At 61.8% G+C, this 15,930-nt stretch carries 12 protein-coding genes; 7 read left to right on the top strand and 5 right to left on the bottom strand.

The genetic code is table 11. The features are described from left to right. Positions 1 to 369: 369 nt before the first annotated feature. Together ACPDZI_RS11870 and ACPDZI_RS11865 are read right to left on the bottom strand one after the other, a co-directional pair. On the bottom strand, positions 370 to 1,197 hold the full coding sequence (locus ACPDZI_RS11870) for a bifunctional transcriptional activator/DNA repair enzyme AdaA (RefSeq protein WP_438833169.1): 828 nt from the start codon (positions 1,195 to 1,197) through the stop codon (positions 370 to 372). Between the two features lie 51 nt (positions 1,198 to 1,248). Beyond that, positions 1,249 to 2,013 carry an SDR family oxidoreductase gene (locus ACPDZI_RS11865; RefSeq protein WP_438833168.1) on the bottom strand — a complete coding sequence of 255 codons (765 nt, stop codon included), beginning with the start codon at positions 2,011 to 2,013 and terminating at the stop codon, positions 1,249 to 1,251. A 313-nt stretch (positions 2,014 to 2,326) separates the two neighbouring features. On the opposite strand from ACPDZI_RS11865, the gene ACPDZI_RS11860 reads away from it, so the two are divergent. Both ACPDZI_RS11860 and ACPDZI_RS11855 read left to right on the top strand, forming a co-directional pair. Further along, a complete protein-coding gene (locus ACPDZI_RS11860) occupies positions 2,327 to 3,676 on the top strand; it encodes a leucine-rich repeat-containing protein kinase family protein (protein WP_438833167.1) in 1,350 nt (449 codons plus the stop codon). Between the two features lie 215 nt (positions 3,677 to 3,891). Further along, positions 3,892 to 4,545, top strand: coding sequence for a thiopurine S-methyltransferase (locus tag ACPDZI_RS11855; RefSeq protein WP_016350923.1), 654 nt, complete (start codon positions 3,892 to 3,894; stop codon positions 4,543 to 4,545). 308 nt (positions 4,546 to 4,853) lie between these two features. Here the strand turns inward: ACPDZI_RS11855 and ACPDZI_RS11850 are convergent, their stop codons facing one another. Further along, positions 4,854 to 7,628 carry an insulinase family protein gene (locus ACPDZI_RS11850; RefSeq protein ID WP_438833166.1) on the bottom strand — a complete coding sequence of 925 codons (2,775 nt, stop codon included), beginning with the start codon at positions 7,626 to 7,628 and terminating at the stop codon, positions 4,854 to 4,856. A 162-nt stretch (positions 7,629 to 7,790) separates the two neighbouring features. On the opposite strand from ACPDZI_RS11850, the gene sixA reads away from it, so the two are divergent. The 3 genes from sixA (at position 7,791) to ACPDZI_RS11835 (ending at position 9,716) form a co-directional block, all read left to right on the top strand. Continuing rightward, entirely contained in the window at positions 7,791 to 8,258 is a 468-nt protein-coding gene (gene sixA, locus ACPDZI_RS11845; RefSeq protein ID WP_045526853.1) for a phosphohistidine phosphatase SixA, read from the top strand. Positions 8,259 to 8,391: 133 nt separating this feature from the next. Beyond that, positions 8,392 to 8,598, top strand: a complete 207-nt coding sequence (locus ACPDZI_RS11840) for a DUF1107 domain-containing protein (RefSeq protein WP_016350921.1) — start codon at positions 8,392 to 8,394, stop codon at positions 8,596 to 8,598. A 200-nt stretch (positions 8,599 to 8,798) separates the two neighbouring features. Beyond that, complete coding sequence (locus tag ACPDZI_RS11835) at positions 8,799 to 9,716, top strand: DMT family transporter (RefSeq protein ID WP_438834570.1); 918 nt, start codon at positions 8,799 to 8,801, stop codon at positions 9,714 to 9,716. Positions 9,717 to 9,763: 47 nt separating this feature from the next. On the opposite strand, the gene ACPDZI_RS11830 is transcribed toward ACPDZI_RS11835, so the two are convergent. Continuing rightward, positions 9,764 to 11,380, bottom strand: a complete 1,617-nt coding sequence (locus ACPDZI_RS11830; RefSeq protein ID WP_263678536.1) for a peptide ABC transporter substrate-binding protein — start codon at positions 11,378 to 11,380, stop codon at positions 9,764 to 9,766. Positions 11,381 to 11,764: 384 nt separating this feature from the next. Between ACPDZI_RS11830 and fbp the strand changes: the two genes are divergently transcribed. Together fbp and ACPDZI_RS11820 are read left to right on the top strand one after the other, a co-directional pair. Continuing rightward, on the top strand, positions 11,765 to 12,799 hold the full coding sequence (gene fbp, locus ACPDZI_RS11825) for a class 1 fructose-bisphosphatase (RefSeq protein WP_029300647.1): 1,035 nt from the start codon (positions 11,765 to 11,767) through the stop codon (positions 12,797 to 12,799). Between the two features lie 120 nt (positions 12,800 to 12,919). Continuing rightward, on the top strand, positions 12,920 to 13,882 hold the full coding sequence (locus tag ACPDZI_RS11820) for an IS1595 family transposase (protein ID WP_438833165.1): 963 nt from the start codon (positions 12,920 to 12,922) through the stop codon (positions 13,880 to 13,882). 49 nt (positions 13,883 to 13,931) lie between these two features. Here ACPDZI_RS11820 and ACPDZI_RS11815 read toward each other — a convergent pair whose 3' ends face one another. Next, entirely contained in the window at positions 13,932 to 15,866 is a 1,935-nt protein-coding gene (locus tag ACPDZI_RS11815; protein ID WP_438833164.1) for an amidohydrolase, read from the bottom strand. Positions 15,867 to 15,930 lie beyond the last annotated feature (64 nt).

The raw sequence follows: 15,930 nt of genomic DNA, 5'->3' as shown, positions 1-15,930 counted from the left end.
TAATAATATAACTATTATTTCACATAAGAGTCCTGTGGTCATCCTCTCGAATCTGGTGTCGTTGTGCCGTAGGGTGCAATGAAATTGCACCTCTACTTTTGTTCCTCATACCTTGCACAAAAGCCGCTCGGCAAACGGTGCAATGCGCTGCGCTTATTGCACCCTACGTGTTTCGTTAATTTGCTGGGGTGGGGCGGCTGAGCGCGGAGCCTCGCCAAAGCAACCAAAGGGGCGATCTGCGCCCCGATTCTTCTTATGTCCCCGCTTTATATCGCCGCACGCTTGTCTGGCGTGGCCTGATTGTCTGCTGACTCACAACCAGCACTCCTGTTTCTTCCCCCCATCAGGCCGGGCAGAAAAAGGCCAGGTTCACTCATACCTCGCCGCTTCCCAGGCGTGTATCGCCTGTTTGCGGGTTTCGCCCCAGTGATAGCCGCCGAGTTTGCCGTTTTGCTGGATGACCCGGTGGCAGGGGATCATCAAGGCGACGGGGTTGGCCCCCACCGCCAGCCCCACGGCGCGGGCAGCTTTGGGGTTGCCGACGGCGCTTGCCACTTGGGCGTAGCTCACCACTTTGGCGGGCGGGATCTGCAATAGCGCCCGCCAGACGCTGATCTGAAAGTTGGTGCCGCTCACGTGCAAGGAGAGGGGGCGATCCGGCGCCTTGCTACCATCGAACATGGTGTGGATGACCCCCTGGGTGCGTGATGGCGCCTCCCGCAGCTCCGCTTCGGGCCAGCTGTGGGCGAGGGCGGCCAGTGGCGCCTCTGGGGCCTTTTCATCGAGAAACGAGAAGTTGCACACCCCCCGCGGGGTCAGGGCGACAAACGCCTGGCCGAAGGGGGTGTCGTGCACCCCGTGATCGATAACCAGCCCGGCCCCGCGCTGTTTGTACTCGCCCGGCGTCACCGCTTCGAGCTGCACGAAGTGATCATAGAGCCGCGAGCCGCTGCTCAGGCCCAGGGTATCGGCCACCTCCAGCAGCGGGCGCGACTCCTGCAGCAGCGCCTTGGCCCGCTCCAGGGTCAGCACCTGCAGATAGCGTTTTGGCGTCACCCCGGCCCAGCGGCTGAACAGCCGCTGGAAGTGAAAGGGGCTTAAGTGAACGTGCGCCGCTATCTCGTCCAGGGTGGGCTGGCGCGCCACCTGGCTTGCGATAAAACGGATGGCATCGGCGATGCGGGCGTAATCAGACATAAGGCGCTCTCACGATAAGTTTGCAGCCGCAGCATCTTGGGTGCGACAAGGTCATGTGCGACAAATAGATACCCCACCATCGGCCAGCAGGGCAATGCCGGTGGTAAAGCTGGATGCATCGGACGCGAGATAAAGGGCCGAGCGGGCGATCTCCTCCGGTTGGGCCAGCCGTTTGAGGGCATGCATATTCTGCACAAAGGCGAGGCTCTCTGGCGTATCGGTAAAGGCCCGTCCCATGGGGGTGTCGGTACCCCCCGGCAGCAGGGCGTTGACCCGCACCCCTTGTGCCCCATATTCGGCAGCCAGCACCTGGGTCAGGCCGATGAGGCCCGCCTTGCTCGCCGCATAGGCCGCCATGCCGGGTAGCCCCAGAGTATGGCCGACGAAGGTGGAGGTAAAGATAAGCGAACCGCCGCCGCGTGCCTGCATGGCGGGGATCTGGTACTTGGCCCCCACAAAGGCGCTGGTGAGGTTGGTATCCAGGGTTTCCTGCCACTGCGCCAGTCCAAGCGCCGGCACGCTGCCCGGTGTCCCCGTGCTGCCTGCGTTGTTGAAGGCGATATCGAGCCCGCCGAAACGGGTCAGCGCGAGATCCACCAGGGCGCGGGCGTAAGTCTCGCTTCTGACGTCTCCCGCCAGGCTCACCGCCTGGCCCCCCTCATGGCGGATCTCTTCCACCAGCAGATCCAGCTCGCTCTGGCGGCGGGCGCCGACGACGACGCTGGCTCCTTCCCGGGCAAACAGGATGGCGCTGGCGCGGCCGATGCCGGAGCTGGCGCCGGTGATGATGGCGACCTTGTTGGACAGTAATGACATGGCAGTTCCCTCGCAGGTGTGTTGTGCGGGCGCACAGGATTGGTAATGGATTCGACCCTCAATAGGCTCGACCCCACTCTGGTTCGGCTCCACTATGGCAACCGGCCCTCGCAGACACGACCCGGATCTTGCTCTCTTTACCCCCTATCACGGCACCGTGCGCTGGTGCCGACCCTTGCGGCAACAAAACAGGGGATCTTCTGCCGTCATTCTCTATAATGCCCCCTCTTTTTTTGACTGCCGGTTTGACTGCTGGGCCAACCACCGGCAGCACCGTGGGCCGCGAGCCGGCCACCCCGATAGAGACGATGTCATGCATACCCTGGAACAGCTGCGCGCAGGTGAACTCTGCGGCGCCCGCCACCTCAAACTCGCCGAAAACCTGACGGTGTTCCCGCCCGAGATCTTCAGTCTCAAAGAGACGCTGGAGGTGCTGGATCTCACCGGCAACCAGTTGAGTCGGCTGCCTGACGAGCTGGCCGTGTTCAGCAAGCTGCGCATCATTTTCTGCTCCGAGAACCGCTTTACCGAGCTGCCCGAGGTGCTGGGGCGCTGCCCGGCACTCACCATGGTGGGCTTCAAGGCCAATCGGATCGCCACAGTTCCCGCCGCGTCGCTGCCGGCGGGGCTGCGCTGGTTGATCCTGACCGACAACGCGGTGGAGCAGTTGCCCGATGAGCTGGGTCAGTGCGGCGCCCTGCAAAAGCTGATGCTCTCGGGCAATCGCCTGCGCGAGCTGCCGGTGACCCTTGCCAACTGCCAGCGTCTGGAGCTGGTGCGCATCGCCGCCAACCAGCTTCAGGCACTTCCGGATTGGCTGGTGAGGCTGCCGCGCCTTGCCTGGCTGGCGTACGCGGGCAACCCCTTCAGCGACAAGCAGGAACAGCGGCTGGGCCAGTGCGCCTCGGTGGCCGATATCCCGTGGGCTGCGCTGACGGTGGGCGAGCTGCTGGGGCAGGGGGCATCCGGTGTCATCCATCGCGCCGAGCTGGCCACGCCGGCGGGGCCGCGGGCGGTGGCGGTCAAGTGCTTCAAGGCGGCCATGACCAGCGATGGGCTGCCCCGCTGCGAGCTGGCGGTGTCGCTGGCGGCTGGCCGTCATCCCCATCTGGTCGGGGTCGAGGGGCGGGTGGGCGATCACCCCTCCGGCATTCCGGCACTGGTGATGGCGCTGATAGACCCTGATTTTATCAACCTGGCGGGGCCGCCGAGCCTGGACTCCTGCACTCGCGACATCTACCCGGCCGATGCCCGCTTTACCCCGGCTGCGCTGCTGGCCATGGTGCAGGGAGTGGCGAGCGCGGCGCTGCATTTGCACGGGCGCGGCATCCTGCACGGCGATCTCTACGCCCACAACATGCTGCACTTCTCACAAAGGGAGGGCCGGCTGCTGCTCGGGGATTTCGGCGCCGCCTCCTGTTACGAGCGAACCGATGGTGAGCTGGCCGGCTTGCTGGAGCGACTGGAAGTGAGAGCCTTCGGCTGCCTGCTGGAAGAGCTGCTGGCCCGCTGTGCCCCCTGTGATGACAGGCTGGATGCCCTGCATGCGCTGGTGGATGACTGTCTTGCCGAGGCGGTGGCGGCGCGCCCCGATTTTGCCGAGATTGCGGCAAGGCTTGCTGCGGTGGCGCCGGTCATCTGCGCCGAGCCAGTTTTGCTCTGATCCGACTCGCCCTGCCGTCGCTGTAGTCGCAGGCACAAAGCAGGCGAAGAAGAGCAGGAGTGGATGACAAAAAGATGTCAAAAGGGGGCCTTGGGGCCCTTTTTTGTTTTGTTCCGCTTTTTTGGGCAAAAGTTACGGCTGCCGCCTTGTTGGTGCTTGCGTGTGCCGGGCTAAGTTGTGATATTGAGGCATCTTTACATGACAGGGGTTACTGGATGGAAGCGGCATTTTGGCATCAGCGTTGGGAAGAGAACCGGATCGGCTTTCATCAGGCGGATTTCAATCGCTGGCTGCAATCCTGGTGGTCGGCCCAGCAGCAGGGCGAGCCCGTGCTGGTACCCCTGTGCGGCAAGTCCCGCGACATGCTCTGGCTGAGCGGGCAGGGCCATCCGGTCGACGGGTTCGAACTATCGTCCGTCGCCATCAACAGCTTTTTCAGCGAGAACAAGCTGAGTGATACTGTGAGTGCCGAGGGGCCCTATCAGTGCCATCAGCACGACAGCCTGCGCATTTATGAGGGGGATTTTTTCGCCGCCCCCGAACTTGGCCGCCGTTATCGGCTGGCCTACGACAGGGCAGCTCTCATCGCGCTGCCGACCGCCATGCGCCGTCAATATGCTGAGCTGATGAGCCGGCTTATCGAGGCGGGTGGTCAGATCCTGCTGGTGACCCTGGAATATCAGCCGGAGCAGCAGCGCCAGCCGCCGTTCTCGGTGGGGGAGATGGAGGTGCGCACCCTGTTCGAGCGCCACTTCCAGGTAGAGGTGCTGGGGCGAGCGGCCGAGCTCGATCACCCCAGGGTGCTGTCGGGTCAGCTCTCCTACTTCGACGAGGTGGCCTACCGGCTGGTGCGCCGTCCAGAGGCTTGACCAAAAGCGTGACCTGAGGCCATAAAATTCGCCATAAAGCTGCAGCTGGTTGACTCTTTATTACCTCCTTTGACATAGATCAACGTGACAAGGGAGGGGAGTGCCTAAGATGAGCCTGTTTCTCAATCACTGTTGTCATCGGCAGGCGCGCTCTGGTTTGGGACTGCCCGCCGACCATCAACTCAGTGTCTGATTTTCACGCTCATGTTCACTTTTGGCGGCTCTGGTCGCAATTGATTATGGTTTTTCCAGCCGACCCCACGGGGTCGGCTTTTTATTGGCTGCAAGAAGGGAAACAGACGGCCTGATCAGGCCTCGAAGGTGGCGGCATTGAGCCGGAACGCCCGCGGATCGTCGATGAACTGGCCGGTGATGCGCTCGTCGTGCTCGTGGCCCTGACCATAGCTGCAGAGGATCAGCCGATCCGACGTTCTCGATCTCAGCTGGGTGATAAAGCGCACCAGATCGGCGCGGCTCAGGTTGCCCACCTCTTCGCACACCCTTTCGCGCTGATCAAAGCCCAGATCCTTGTTGCCGATGCTGACCCACAGTCGCTGGCCGCGGCTGCGCAGGTTGGCATCCCGCTCGCTCAGCTGGGCCTGCAGGCCCGCCTTGCTGTCCTGCCACTGCTGGGCGGTGAGTTCGAGCATGGCCAGCGGAAACAGGTCGATGAACTCTTCCACCGCATCCAGCAGGATCTGCGGCCCGGCCACCGGCGACTGAATGTAGAAGATGAGGCCGGGATGGCGGTTAAGGGGCAGGTTGCCGGCCCCCACCACATAGCCGAGCTGCTGACGAGTGCGCAGCTCGTGAAAGAAGGTGGAGGACATGATGTGGTTGGCCAGGGTGAAGCAGGCCAGATCCCGCGCCCGGGTGGTGCGCGACTGGTAGTAGACCAGCAGGGCCGAGTCTTCATGCTCGCAGCCCTGTTCGCGAATGAGGGTGCCCCTGTCCTGAATGGAGATGAGTGGACGACGGGTCTCGGCACTGGGCTGGCTGTTGACGCCGAGGTGGCGCTCCAGCAGGGCGGCGAGCTCGAGGGCCTCGGCGGCGGTCCAGTCACCGTGCACCAGGGTCTCTACGTGCACCTCGGCAAAGAGGCTGGCCACGAAGGCAGGCATCTCGCCGAGCTCGACGCTGCGCAGGTGGCGCAGCAACTGCTCGAACGGCGGGTTGTTGGGCTGCAGCAGGCTGGTGAGCTGGTTGAACAGCTGGGAGATGGGGCGCGCCTTGGACTGGTTGTCCCAGTTGCGGATGAGCTGCTCCTTGATCTCGCTAAAGCGGGCCGGATCCGGGTAACCCAGGGTGCGGTTGCCGAGGATCATGTCGAGCAGCAGCGGCTGCCTGTCGGCAAAGCCGCTCAGATTGATGGTAAAGCCACCCTGGTGGGCATAGATCTGATAACCGAGCCCCGCCAGCTCCGCCGGGTAGGTGAGGGCGTTGAGGTGGTCGGTGAGCAGCTCCACCGCCAGGCGAGCCATGGCGATGTGGCGCGGGCTCTTGACCGCGTGCTCGCTGTCGATGGAGATGTAGAGGTTGCCCTTGGGCACGCTGAACTGATGCTCGTGCAGGTGCCAGAGCCGAAAGCCGGGCCGATCGATGAGGCAGGCGGGCATGTCGGCGGTGAGCTCGGGCGTGCGCACGTCGAGCCGGTTGCTGATGAAGGGGTTGGGCTGCGGCAGGGCCAGCGCCGGATCTGGTTCGCTCTGCTGCCAGCGGATCTTCTCCGCCTCGGTGATGGTGGTCACGCTGTAGGGGGTCTGATACCAGCGGGCCAGGCGATCCGTGGCCAGCTCCGGCGCCGTGATGGTCAGGCGCAGGTTGTGTGGCGTGAGCTTGGCGAGCAGGCGGCGAATGAGCGGCTCGTCGTATGCGCGCATCATGTAGTCGCCGTAGAGCAGGTCGTCGGGAGCATAGCTGAACAGGTTCAACACCAGCCCGGAGACGGTGTCGAGCGCCCGGCCCCGCTCCTGGAAGCGGAAGGCGGACTCAAGCACGGTGCGCTTCTCTTCATAGCGCCAGGCTTCGACCCCGCCGCGCTCGATGAGCTTCAAGTAACCGAACAGGGCCGCCACTATCTCGTTGACGTGTTCGAGCCCGAGCGGGGTCAGGCCGAAGTTGACGCCAAAATCCTTGAAGTTGGCGCCGCTGATGCCACCGCCGGCGGAGAGCTGGTTGACCCAGCCCTTCGCTTTCAGCAGAGAGAGCAGGCTGCCGTCCCCTTCGTAGCCGATGAGGTGGCTCAGGAAGGTGAGGGGCTTCTTGTCGTAATACTCGTCCACGTTGGGCAACGGGAAGGTGAGCGCGAGTTTGCGGGTCTCCTTGACCGGGTTGATCTGGATGCGAATGCCCAGGTCATCGAGCCGGTAGAGGGGCATCTCGAGGGTCGGCGTTCCCAAATTGCGATTCAAAATGGGAGCGAAAAAGCGATCGCACCAGCCGAGCTGGGTCTCGATGGTGGCTGGCGACATCATCACCAGCGCCATGCGATCCGCACTGTAGTGGGTTTCGTAAAACCGGATGAGGTCGGAGCGCAGATCACGGCCGGGCAGATCGGCCAGGGTATCCAGGTTGCCCACCGAGAATTTGGCGAAGGGGTGGGCGGGATTGACCGTCTCTTTATGCACCTGGTAGCTGCGGCGTACGTCGTCCTGCAGCTTGAGGCGGTATTCGGAGTCGACCGCGTTGCGCTCCTTGTCCACCCACTCGGGATCGAAGGTGGGGCAGATGAAGAACTGGGAGAAGCGGTCCAGCCCGGCCTCGAAGAAGCCGTTGTCGATCTCGAAGAAGAAGTTGGTGAACTCGGTGCCGGTCCAGGCGTTGTTGCTGCCGCCATGACGGCTCATAAATTGCTGGTATTCACCAGGTTTGGGATAGGTGCAGGTGCCAAGGAACAGCATATGCTCAAGGAAATGAGCCATCCCCTGCCGGTCCGCCGGATCGTCAAAGTGGCCGGTGTTGACGGCCAGGGAGGCGGCAGACTTGTCGGTGTCGGGATCGCAGATCAACAAGACCCTGAGCCGGTTTGCCAGCTCCAGATAGTGGTACTGCCGATGGTCGTTGGGACTGGCATATGGGCTCATTGGCGCGTGACTCTTGTTGGATTTATTTGAATTTAAACATGATTATCGACCCCGCTACCCGGTGAGGCAAACCCTTTTCTGAGAGGTAGCGCAATTGTTTCCCCCGGCATGGCGGGGTAAGATCCCCCCGCTATCAAAACAGGCCCGTTGGGCGAGGTTGTAATGAAAATCTACATCATGCGTCATGGCCAGGCTGGCATGAATGCGAAAACAGATGAACAGCGTCCACTGACCGAGCAGGGAATCGAAGAGTCCATCCACATGGCCCGCTGGCTGGCCCCCCAGCTTGGCGACCAGCTGGATCGGGTGATCCACAGCAACTATCTGCGCGCCAAACAAACCTGGCAGAGCATATGCAGTGAATTACCCAAGGCTGGGGCCGTCGAAGAGAGTGGTGACATCACCCCCTATGGTGATCCGGCCTTCGTGGCAAGTTACCTCACTGCGCTGGCGGCCAAGCACGACAGCATTCTGATGGTGAGTCACCTGCCGCTGGTGGGCTATCTGGTGCAGAGCCTCTGTCCGGCAGCCGGTGCCCCCATGTTTGCCACCTCAGGTCTGGCCTGTATCGAGTGGCAAGATGGCAAGGGGGTCTTGCTCTGGTTGGAAGGACCACATACAATACGCTAAAAGTTAATAAAAAGTTATAGATTGGTTTTTTGGGGAAGAGAGTCGCGATTTTTCCGGATTTTTATACAGAATTTACGGAATTATTTCGCAGAAGCTGCTGTCATACGGATACAACTGCAAGAGGTTGCAAACGATGAGAGTGTTCAAGAAGTACCTGCCGCTGATGGTGGCAAAACATGTCAAAACCTTCTTCAAGGGGCGGATTTACATCCACGGCAGAGGACGCTTTGACTTCCAGTCCGGCTTGCTGATGATGCCCACGTCGGCGGACATTCCCCACCGTCAGACCGTGGTCGAGGTCAACGAGTTGATCTCGAGACTGCACATGGATGCGGCGTGATTGCTTCGTCACCTCGCTGATCCGCGTCATGCCCGCCACCGTGCGGGCATGACTGTTTTTGGGCTCCTTCCGGCCTCTTCAGCGCTGTTCGAACCCCCTTTAGGTCAGCCAATTCTGCCCTGGCGGCGCGGTGCTTGCTAATCCTGTTGACCCCCTATACTGCCGCCAGAAATACCCGCTGCTTTTTTCTGGATATAATGATGCCACTTGCCTTCTTGTTTCCCTTCTCCTGCATGGCCATCTGGGCCGGCAACGCCATCGTCAGCAAACTGGCGGTGGGCATGCTCTCGCCGGCGGCGCTGGCCTGGTCGCGCTGGATGGTGGCCGCCATCATCTTGACGCCGTTCCTTGCGCACCGGGCCTGGCGGGATCGCGCCAAGCTGCGCGCCGGCTTCTATCAGCTGGCAGTGCTGGCCCTGCTCGGCATGGTGCTCAACCAGACTTTCGGCTATTACGCGGCGCAGACCCTGGGGGCCACCGAGGTCGGCCTGATGATGGGGCTGACTCCGCTGATGACTGTGCTGCTCAGCATCTGGTTGCTGCGCGAGCGCCCCACCTGGGGGGCGCTGCTTGGTGGCGTCATCTCCATCCTGGGGCTGGCGATCTTGCTGGGGCAGGGGGATCCCGCCCGTCTCTTTACCCAGGGCATCCACATCGGCTCCGTCTACATGCTGCTGTCGGCGGGCACCTATGCGCTCTACAGCGTGCTGCTCAAGAAGTGGGATCTGGGGCTCGACAACTGGTCCATGCTCTACGGCCAGGTGCTCTGCAGTCTGCTGTTCCTCACCCCGTTTTATCTGCTGGTGGATGGACACTGGCCGGACGGGCGGGCGCTCTGGCTGATCCTCTATGCGGGGATCCCGACCTCGGCCCTGTCCCCCTGGCTGTGGATGCAGGGTATCGCCCTGCTCGGGGCAAGCCGCACCGCCATCTTCATGAACCTGTTGCCGGTGATGACAGCGGGCCTGGCCATCAGCTGGCTCGGCGAGAGATTGACCAGCTACCACCTGATCGGCGGCGGCATGACCCTGTTTGGGGTCTTGCTGGCCCAGTTGCTGGTGCAACCTGTGGTGCTGCGCCGGCGCAGTGTGGCGCTGGTCACTTGCCGGGAGGATTGAAAAAAGACCGCCGAATGGCGGTCTTTTTTTATGCGGGATATCTAGCCTCACTGCGCGGTGAGGTAGAGGTCCTTCGAGTAGACCAGATCCTGCGGATTCTGGTAGGGGTAGCCCTTGATGTTGGGCTTGAGCAGGCGGGACTTGACGTAGAAGTAGACCGGGGCGATAGGGGCGTCGGCCTCGATCACCGCTTCCGCCTGTTGATAGAGGCGGTTGCGCTCGGCGCCATCCTGCGAGTCGTGGGCCTTGCTCAGCAGGGCGTCGTACTCCTTGTTGAACCACTTGCCGCTGTTGGCGCTGCTGCTGGAGGTCAGGATATCGAGGAAGGTGGACGCATCGTTGTAGTCCCCGTTCCAGGAGTAGCGACTGACCCCGAAATCCCCTTCGTTGAGGGCCGACACCATGGTTTTCCACTCCATGTTGTTGAGCTTGGCCTGGACACCCAGGTTGTGCTTCCACATGGAGGAGATGGCCAGCGCTATCTTCTTGTGCCCCTCGTTGGTGTTGTAGAGGATGTCCACATCCAGCGGCTTGCCCGGGCCATAACCCGCTTCGGCGAGCAGCGCCTTGGCCTGCTTGATCCGCTCCTCCTTGCTCATCTGCTCGCTGGCCGGTCGCTTGAGCTCGAAGCCGTCCACTATGGGCGGCGTCAGGCTGAAGGCGGAGATCTGACCCTGCCCCAGGATCTTCTCGGTGATGGTGTCCCGGTCGATGGCCAGGGAGAGTGCCTTGCGCACCTTGGGATTGTCGAACGGTTTGCGCTGGGTATTGAATACGTAGTAGTAGGTGGCCAGGGTCGGCACGCTCACCAGCTCCTGCGGGCTCTGCTGCTTGAGCTGCTTGTACTGCTCGAGCGGGTAGCTGGTGTAGTGCAGCTCGCCGGCGCGGTAGCGGTTGTAGGCGGCGGTGTCGGAGACGATCTCCAGATAGAGCACTTTGTTCAGCACCGTATTCTTGTTGTCCCAGTAATGGGGGTTGCGCTCGGAGATGAGACGTTCGTTGGGGGTCCACTCCTTGAGCACGAAGGCGCCGTTGGAGACGATGTTGCCCGGCTTGACCCACTCATGACCGAACTTCTCGATGGTCGCCTTCGGCGCCGGGAAGGTGGTGTAGTGGGAGAGGGTCTTCAGGAAGAAGGGGACCGGGTTTTTCAAGGTGATCTGCAGGGTATGGTCATCGAGCGCCTTGATGCCCAGCGTATCCGGGCTCTGCTTGCCCTGGATGACCTCGGCGGCATTGGTGACGCCGGTCAGCTCGATGAACCAGGCGTAGTTGGAGGCATTCTTGGGATCCGCCGCCCGCTGCCAGCCATAGACATAGTCTGCCGCCGTCACCGGCTCGCCGTTGGACCACTTGGCATCGGGTCTGAGCTTGAAGGTGTAGACGGTGCCAGTGGGATCGAGCTGGTAACCCAGGGCGCCGGCAGGCTGCAGCTTGCCGTCCCCGTCCAGGGTGTAGAGCCCCTCAAACAGATCGTTGACGATTTCGCTGCCCGCGCTCTCTTCCACCATCTGGGGATCGATGGAGGCGGGTTCGGTACCTATGTTGCGGATGAAGGTTTGCTGTTCTGCCGGCAGCAACTTGGTACCGGCCGGCACCTGGGCTGCCAGGGCGGGGAGTGCGAACAGGGCGGCAACCGTGCCGGCAATGAGTGTCCTTTTCATTGAATATCCTTATGTTTTTTTGCTTCCAAAGCCGGGCCAGTGTGCGGGATTGATGGCGAGATCTCAAGAGGCAGACCGGTCCCCCATGGCATGGGGCCCAGATAGGGAGCATGGCGGGGATCTTGCCACCCTCATGGCGACATCTTCGTGAGTTTTTGCCACGAATTAACATCGGAAAAGTTACCGATTGAAACCAGTTTGAGGGCTATTTCGGGCGAAAAATGCGGGGGGGATGTGCGTTTATTCAGCGGCTTAATTCGCTGCAAAAACAAAAAACAGGCGTTACATTAGGTTACAAAACAAGGCTGCCGAGGATCGGCACTTTTTTTGTCTATGCGTGCAAACGTTTTCAAGGCCAACGGAAACGATCTTAAAGGAACAATAATGCGAAACATGATCACCATGGGCGAGTTCATCGTCAAAAAGCAGGCGGATTATCCCACCGCGACCGGCGAGCTGACCTCGCTGCTCAGCTCCATCCGCCTGGCCGCCAAGGTGGTGAACCGGGAGATCAACAAGGCGGGGCTGGCGGACATCATCGGCTCCATGGGCGCTGAAAACGTGCAGGGCGAGGTGCAGCAGAAGCTGGACGTTTACGCCAACGAGCGTTTCAAGGCGGCGCTGGAAGCCCGTGGCGAAGTGTGCGGTATGGCCTCCGAAGAGGAAGAGGACTTTGTCTCCTTTGATTCCGAGCTCTCCCGTCACTCCAAGTACGTGGTATTGATCGACCCCCTCGATGGTTCCTCCAACATCGACGTCAACGTCTCCGTCGGCACTATCTTCTCCATCTACCGCCGGGTCAGCAAGCCGGGCGCCGGCGTCACCCTGGAAGACTTCCTGCAGCCGGGCAACCGCCAGGTGGCGGCCGGTTACGTGGTCTACGGCTCCTCGACCATGCTGGTTTACACCACCGGCTTTGGGGTCAACGGCTTTACCTACGACCCTTCCATCGGCTGCTTCTGCCTCTCCCACGAGAACATCCGCATTCCGGAGGAGGGCAAGATCTACTCCATCAACGAGGGCAACTACATCAAGTTCCCGGACGGGGTGAAGAAATACCTGAAATATTGTCAGGAGCGGGACGAGGCGACCCACCGTCCTTACACCTCCCGCTACATCGGCTCGCTGGTCTCCGATTTTCACCGCAACCTGCTCAAGGGCGGCATCTACATCTATCCGTCCGGTACCAACTCCCCGAACGGCAAGCTGCGTCTGCTCTATGAGTGCAACCCCATGGCGTTCCTGGTGGAGCAGGCCGGTGGCAAGGCCTCCGATGGCTTTGGCCGGATCATGGATATCCAGCCAACCGCGCTGCACCAGCGTACCCCTTATTTCGTGGGCTCCACCAAGATGGTGGAGCGGGCCGAGGCCTTCATGCGGGAGTTCTCCGCCCACGAGAACCCGGCCAATCAGGTATGACGGTCAACGTCACGGGATAAAAAACGGGAGCCATCAAGGCTCCCGTTTTATTTGGCTCTGTCCCAGTTATGTGTTGAAAGGCTAATCTTGAAGTAGGTCATCACCTTGAGGGCCTCCACCATGGATACCCAAGCCTTTCAACACCTACTGTCCCTCTTCCCATTACTCACTTTGCGTCAGCGTCGTCTCGCGCAACATGAACTCACCACCCCTCACCCCATCACCTCGTTGGCCACTCAACTGCCCGCATGCCAATGCTGCCCTCACTGTCAGGCCGAGGCCACACAGTTGGCTCCCTGGGGCTGGTCTCGCGGGCTGCGCCGTTATCGCTGCAAGCAGTGTTTGCGCACCAGTTCCGTTCTCACCAACACGCCTCTCGCCCGACTTCGCAAGCCACAATGCTGGGAAGACTATGCTCAGGCCCTCATCGAAGGTCTGACCGTCCGGCAGGCGGCGATGCGCTGCGGGGTCGGTAAAAACACCGCCTTTTTATGGCGCCACCGCTTCCTGAAGGCTATGGCTAGCCACCAGGCAGTACGGGAAGAGGGTATCGTCGAGGTCGATGAGACCTTCTTCTTAGCGTCGTTCAAAGGACAGCGCGGATTGCCCCGCCCGGCCCGCCATCGTGGAGGCAAAGGCTGTACCCGAGGCACAGGGCCGGATTACATCCCGGTGATGGTGGTGCAAGACAGAGCAGGTCACCTGGCTGACTTCCAGTTGGAGCAGCTGAATGCCAGGGCAGTTAAGGCGGTGCTTGAGCCGCTTATCGCCCCGGATGCCGTCCTGTGCAGCGATGGCGCTGGGGTGTATGCCAGTTTCAGCAAGTCGCAGGGCATGACCCACCAAGTGGTGCACAACCGTGCGGGAGAGCGAGTGGTAGGTGCATATCACATCCAACATGTGAACGGGTACCACAGGCGATTGAAGGAGTGGATGGAACGGTTCCATGGGGTCGCGACCCACTATCTGAGGAATTATCTGGGTTGGCGAAGGATGTTGGAGCGCTATGGGCGGGAAGTGAATATCTCATGTTGCTTGCATGAGGCGCTGGGGCGCCCCATGCAACACGTAATTGGGACATAGCCATAAAAAAAGGCCCCTCGTGGGGCCTTTTTGTTGTCTGCGCCTTGGCTCAGGGCGCCGAGTAGATGGTGTTGCCCTGAAACACGGTCTGTTCGACCCGGGTGTCGGCAATCTGCTCTGGGGTGCCGGCCTCGACCAGGGCGAACAGATCCCGGTCGAGCACGATGAAGTCAGCGGATTTGCCCGCCTCGATGGAGCCGGTGATCTCCCCCTGGCGCACCGCCTTGGCACCGTTGATGGTGTAGGCGGCCAGCATTTCGGAGAGCGAGATGCGCTGGCTGGCGCGAAATGCGTCGTCGCTGCCGGCCGCTCGCACAATGCCGGCAGCCATGTTTTCAAACGGGCGGGGATCCCGGCTGTCGACTGGCGCGTCGCTGCCCGCCACCAGGATAGCGCCCGCCTTGCGGCTGCTCTCGACCGGATAGAGGGCCTGCTGCAGATAGCCCAGCGGATCGTAGAGCGCCTCGCTCAGGGACTGGCCGGCCCTGGTCGGCTGGATGAAGGGGGTGACCAGCATGTCGTAGGCGAGCTGGGGCGTGGTCCAGGCGTAGGTGAAGGTAAGGTAGAGCCCGAGCTCGCCGAGGCGACGCTGATCGTCCGGGTGTACCACCTGCAGGTGGGCCAGGGTGTGGGGGATGTCCCGATCGCCGTTGTTGGCGCGGGCGGCGGCCAGCGCATCGAGCCCGACCCGGGTGCTGCGATCACCGATGCTGTGCATGTGGATGCCAAAACCTGCCCCGTCCAGCGCGGTGACGTAGCGTTTCAGATCCGCCTCCCGGTAGTTGACGATGCCGTTGCTGCCGGCGTCTTCGCTGTCGGCGGTGATGGTGACCCGGCCGCTGTCCGGGTCCAGCGCCAGATGGGGGTTTTGGTAGTTTTCCAGCATGCCGGCGTTGGGCAGGAAAGGCGGTGCGGTGAAGGGATCCCCCTCCAGCACCCCGTCGAGGAAGATCTTGACCGCATCGGCCTTGATCAGCGGGTTGCCGGCAAAGGCGCTTCTGACCTGAGTGGCCTTGGCCAGGTGCCCCTCGATGTCCAGCTTGCCGCTGTAGTCATCCTCGTGAAAGCAGGTGGCGGCGGTGATGCGCATCTGCAGCAGCCCCCGTGCCTGCATGCTGAGCAGGCGCTGGCGGATGAAGTCGGTGGCGCAGGCGTCCTGCACGCCGGTGATGCCGCGCGAGGCCATCAAGGTGGCAATGGCCGGCAGGATCTGCTCGTACTGGGCGGCGGCCCGCTCATCGCTGGCGCTCAGCACCCCGCTGTCCGGCACCGGAATGGCGCTGCGGGCTCCCTCCCGGATGACGCCGCTGGTCAAGTCCACATAGGGAATGAACCGCTCGAACACTCCGCCCGGCGCCAATGTGGCGGGGTTGAAGCCCACCTGATTGCCATCCTGATCTTCGGCGCTGGCCAGTGCCTGTGAGTTGTAGGCACTGGCATGACCGTCTGCCCCGAGCAGCACCACCGGGTTGTCCGGCGCCACGGCATCCAGAGCGGCCAGCAGGGTGGCATGGCTGGCGGTCGGGGTATTGCCGTCGTAGGGGGACCACTGATTGACCACCAGCCACTCGCCCGGTTGCCCGGCGTAGCGGGGCAGGCACGCCTTGACCTTGGCAGCCAGCTGATCGAGATCGACGGCCTGACCATCCAGATCGCACATGGGCAGGGCCACGGTGCCGAGCAGGTGGATGTGGTTGTCGTGCAGCCCCGGCAGCACCATGCGCCCCTGCAGATCCACCTGGCGGGTGGCGTTGGTCATGAAGGATTCGGCCCCCTGGCGCGAGCCGACGTAGCGGAACTTGCCATCCTCGACCACCATGGCCTCGGCCAGGCTGCGCTGGCCGTCCTGGGTGTAAATCTTGCCGTTGAAGTAGAGGGTGCTGGTCGGTTCCTGCGAGCGGTTGTCCTGCTGGCAGCCGCCGAGCAGGATGGTCATCAGCAGGGCGACAAGCCCCCGGCGGTGGTTGTGTTGTTTGCCATCCATTGCGTGCTCTCCTTGTATGATTGCAGTGATTACTGCAAATATGAGCACAGTTGTTTATTGCAGC

This window comes from Aeromonas oralensis, from assembly GCF_049665575.1.
GTDB classification, from domain to species: Bacteria; Pseudomonadota; Gammaproteobacteria; order Enterobacterales; family Aeromonadaceae; genus Aeromonas; species Aeromonas hydrophila.
The sequence above is the reverse complement of the archived record's forward strand: the minus strand, read 5'-3'. Positions and strand labels throughout refer to the sequence as shown.

What these genes read in the sequence shown, in the direction of transcription:
- ACPDZI_RS11870 (WP_438833169.1), bottom strand. Translation starts at nt 1,197, where the DNA reads ATGTCTGATTACGCCCGCATCGCCGATGCCATCCGTTTTATCGCAAGC.
- ACPDZI_RS11865 (WP_438833168.1), bottom strand. Translation starts at nt 2,013, where the DNA reads ATGTCATTACTGTCCAACAAGGTCGCCATCATCACCGGCGCCAGCTCC.
- ACPDZI_RS11860 (WP_438833167.1), top strand. Translation starts at nt 2,327, where the DNA reads ATGCATACCCTGGAACAGCTGCGCGCAGGTGAACTCTGCGGCGCCCGC.
- ACPDZI_RS11855 (WP_016350923.1), top strand. Translation starts at nt 3,892, where the DNA reads ATGGAAGCGGCATTTTGGCATCAGCGTTGGGAAGAGAACCGGATCGGC.
- ACPDZI_RS11850 (WP_438833166.1), bottom strand. Translation starts at nt 7,628, where the DNA reads ATGAGCCCATATGCCAGTCCCAACGACCATCGGCAGTACCACTATCTG.
- sixA (WP_045526853.1), top strand. Translation starts at nt 7,791, where the DNA reads ATGAAAATCTACATCATGCGTCATGGCCAGGCTGGCATGAATGCGAAA.
- ACPDZI_RS11840 (WP_016350921.1), top strand. Translation starts at nt 8,392, where the DNA reads ATGAGAGTGTTCAAGAAGTACCTGCCGCTGATGGTGGCAAAACATGTC.
- ACPDZI_RS11835 (WP_438834570.1), top strand. Translation starts at nt 8,799, where the DNA reads ATGCCACTTGCCTTCTTGTTTCCCTTCTCCTGCATGGCCATCTGGGCC.
- ACPDZI_RS11830 (WP_263678536.1), bottom strand. Translation starts at nt 11,380, where the DNA reads ATGAAAAGGACACTCATTGCCGGCACGGTTGCCGCCCTGTTCGCACTC.
- fbp (WP_029300647.1), top strand. Translation starts at nt 11,765, where the DNA reads ATGCGAAACATGATCACCATGGGCGAGTTCATCGTCAAAAAGCAGGCG.
- ACPDZI_RS11820 (WP_438833165.1), top strand. Translation starts at nt 12,920, where the DNA reads ATGGATACCCAAGCCTTTCAACACCTACTGTCCCTCTTCCCATTACTC.
- ACPDZI_RS11815 (WP_438833164.1), bottom strand. Translation starts at nt 15,866, where the DNA reads ATGGATGGCAAACAACACAACCACCGCCGGGGGCTTGTCGCCCTGCTG.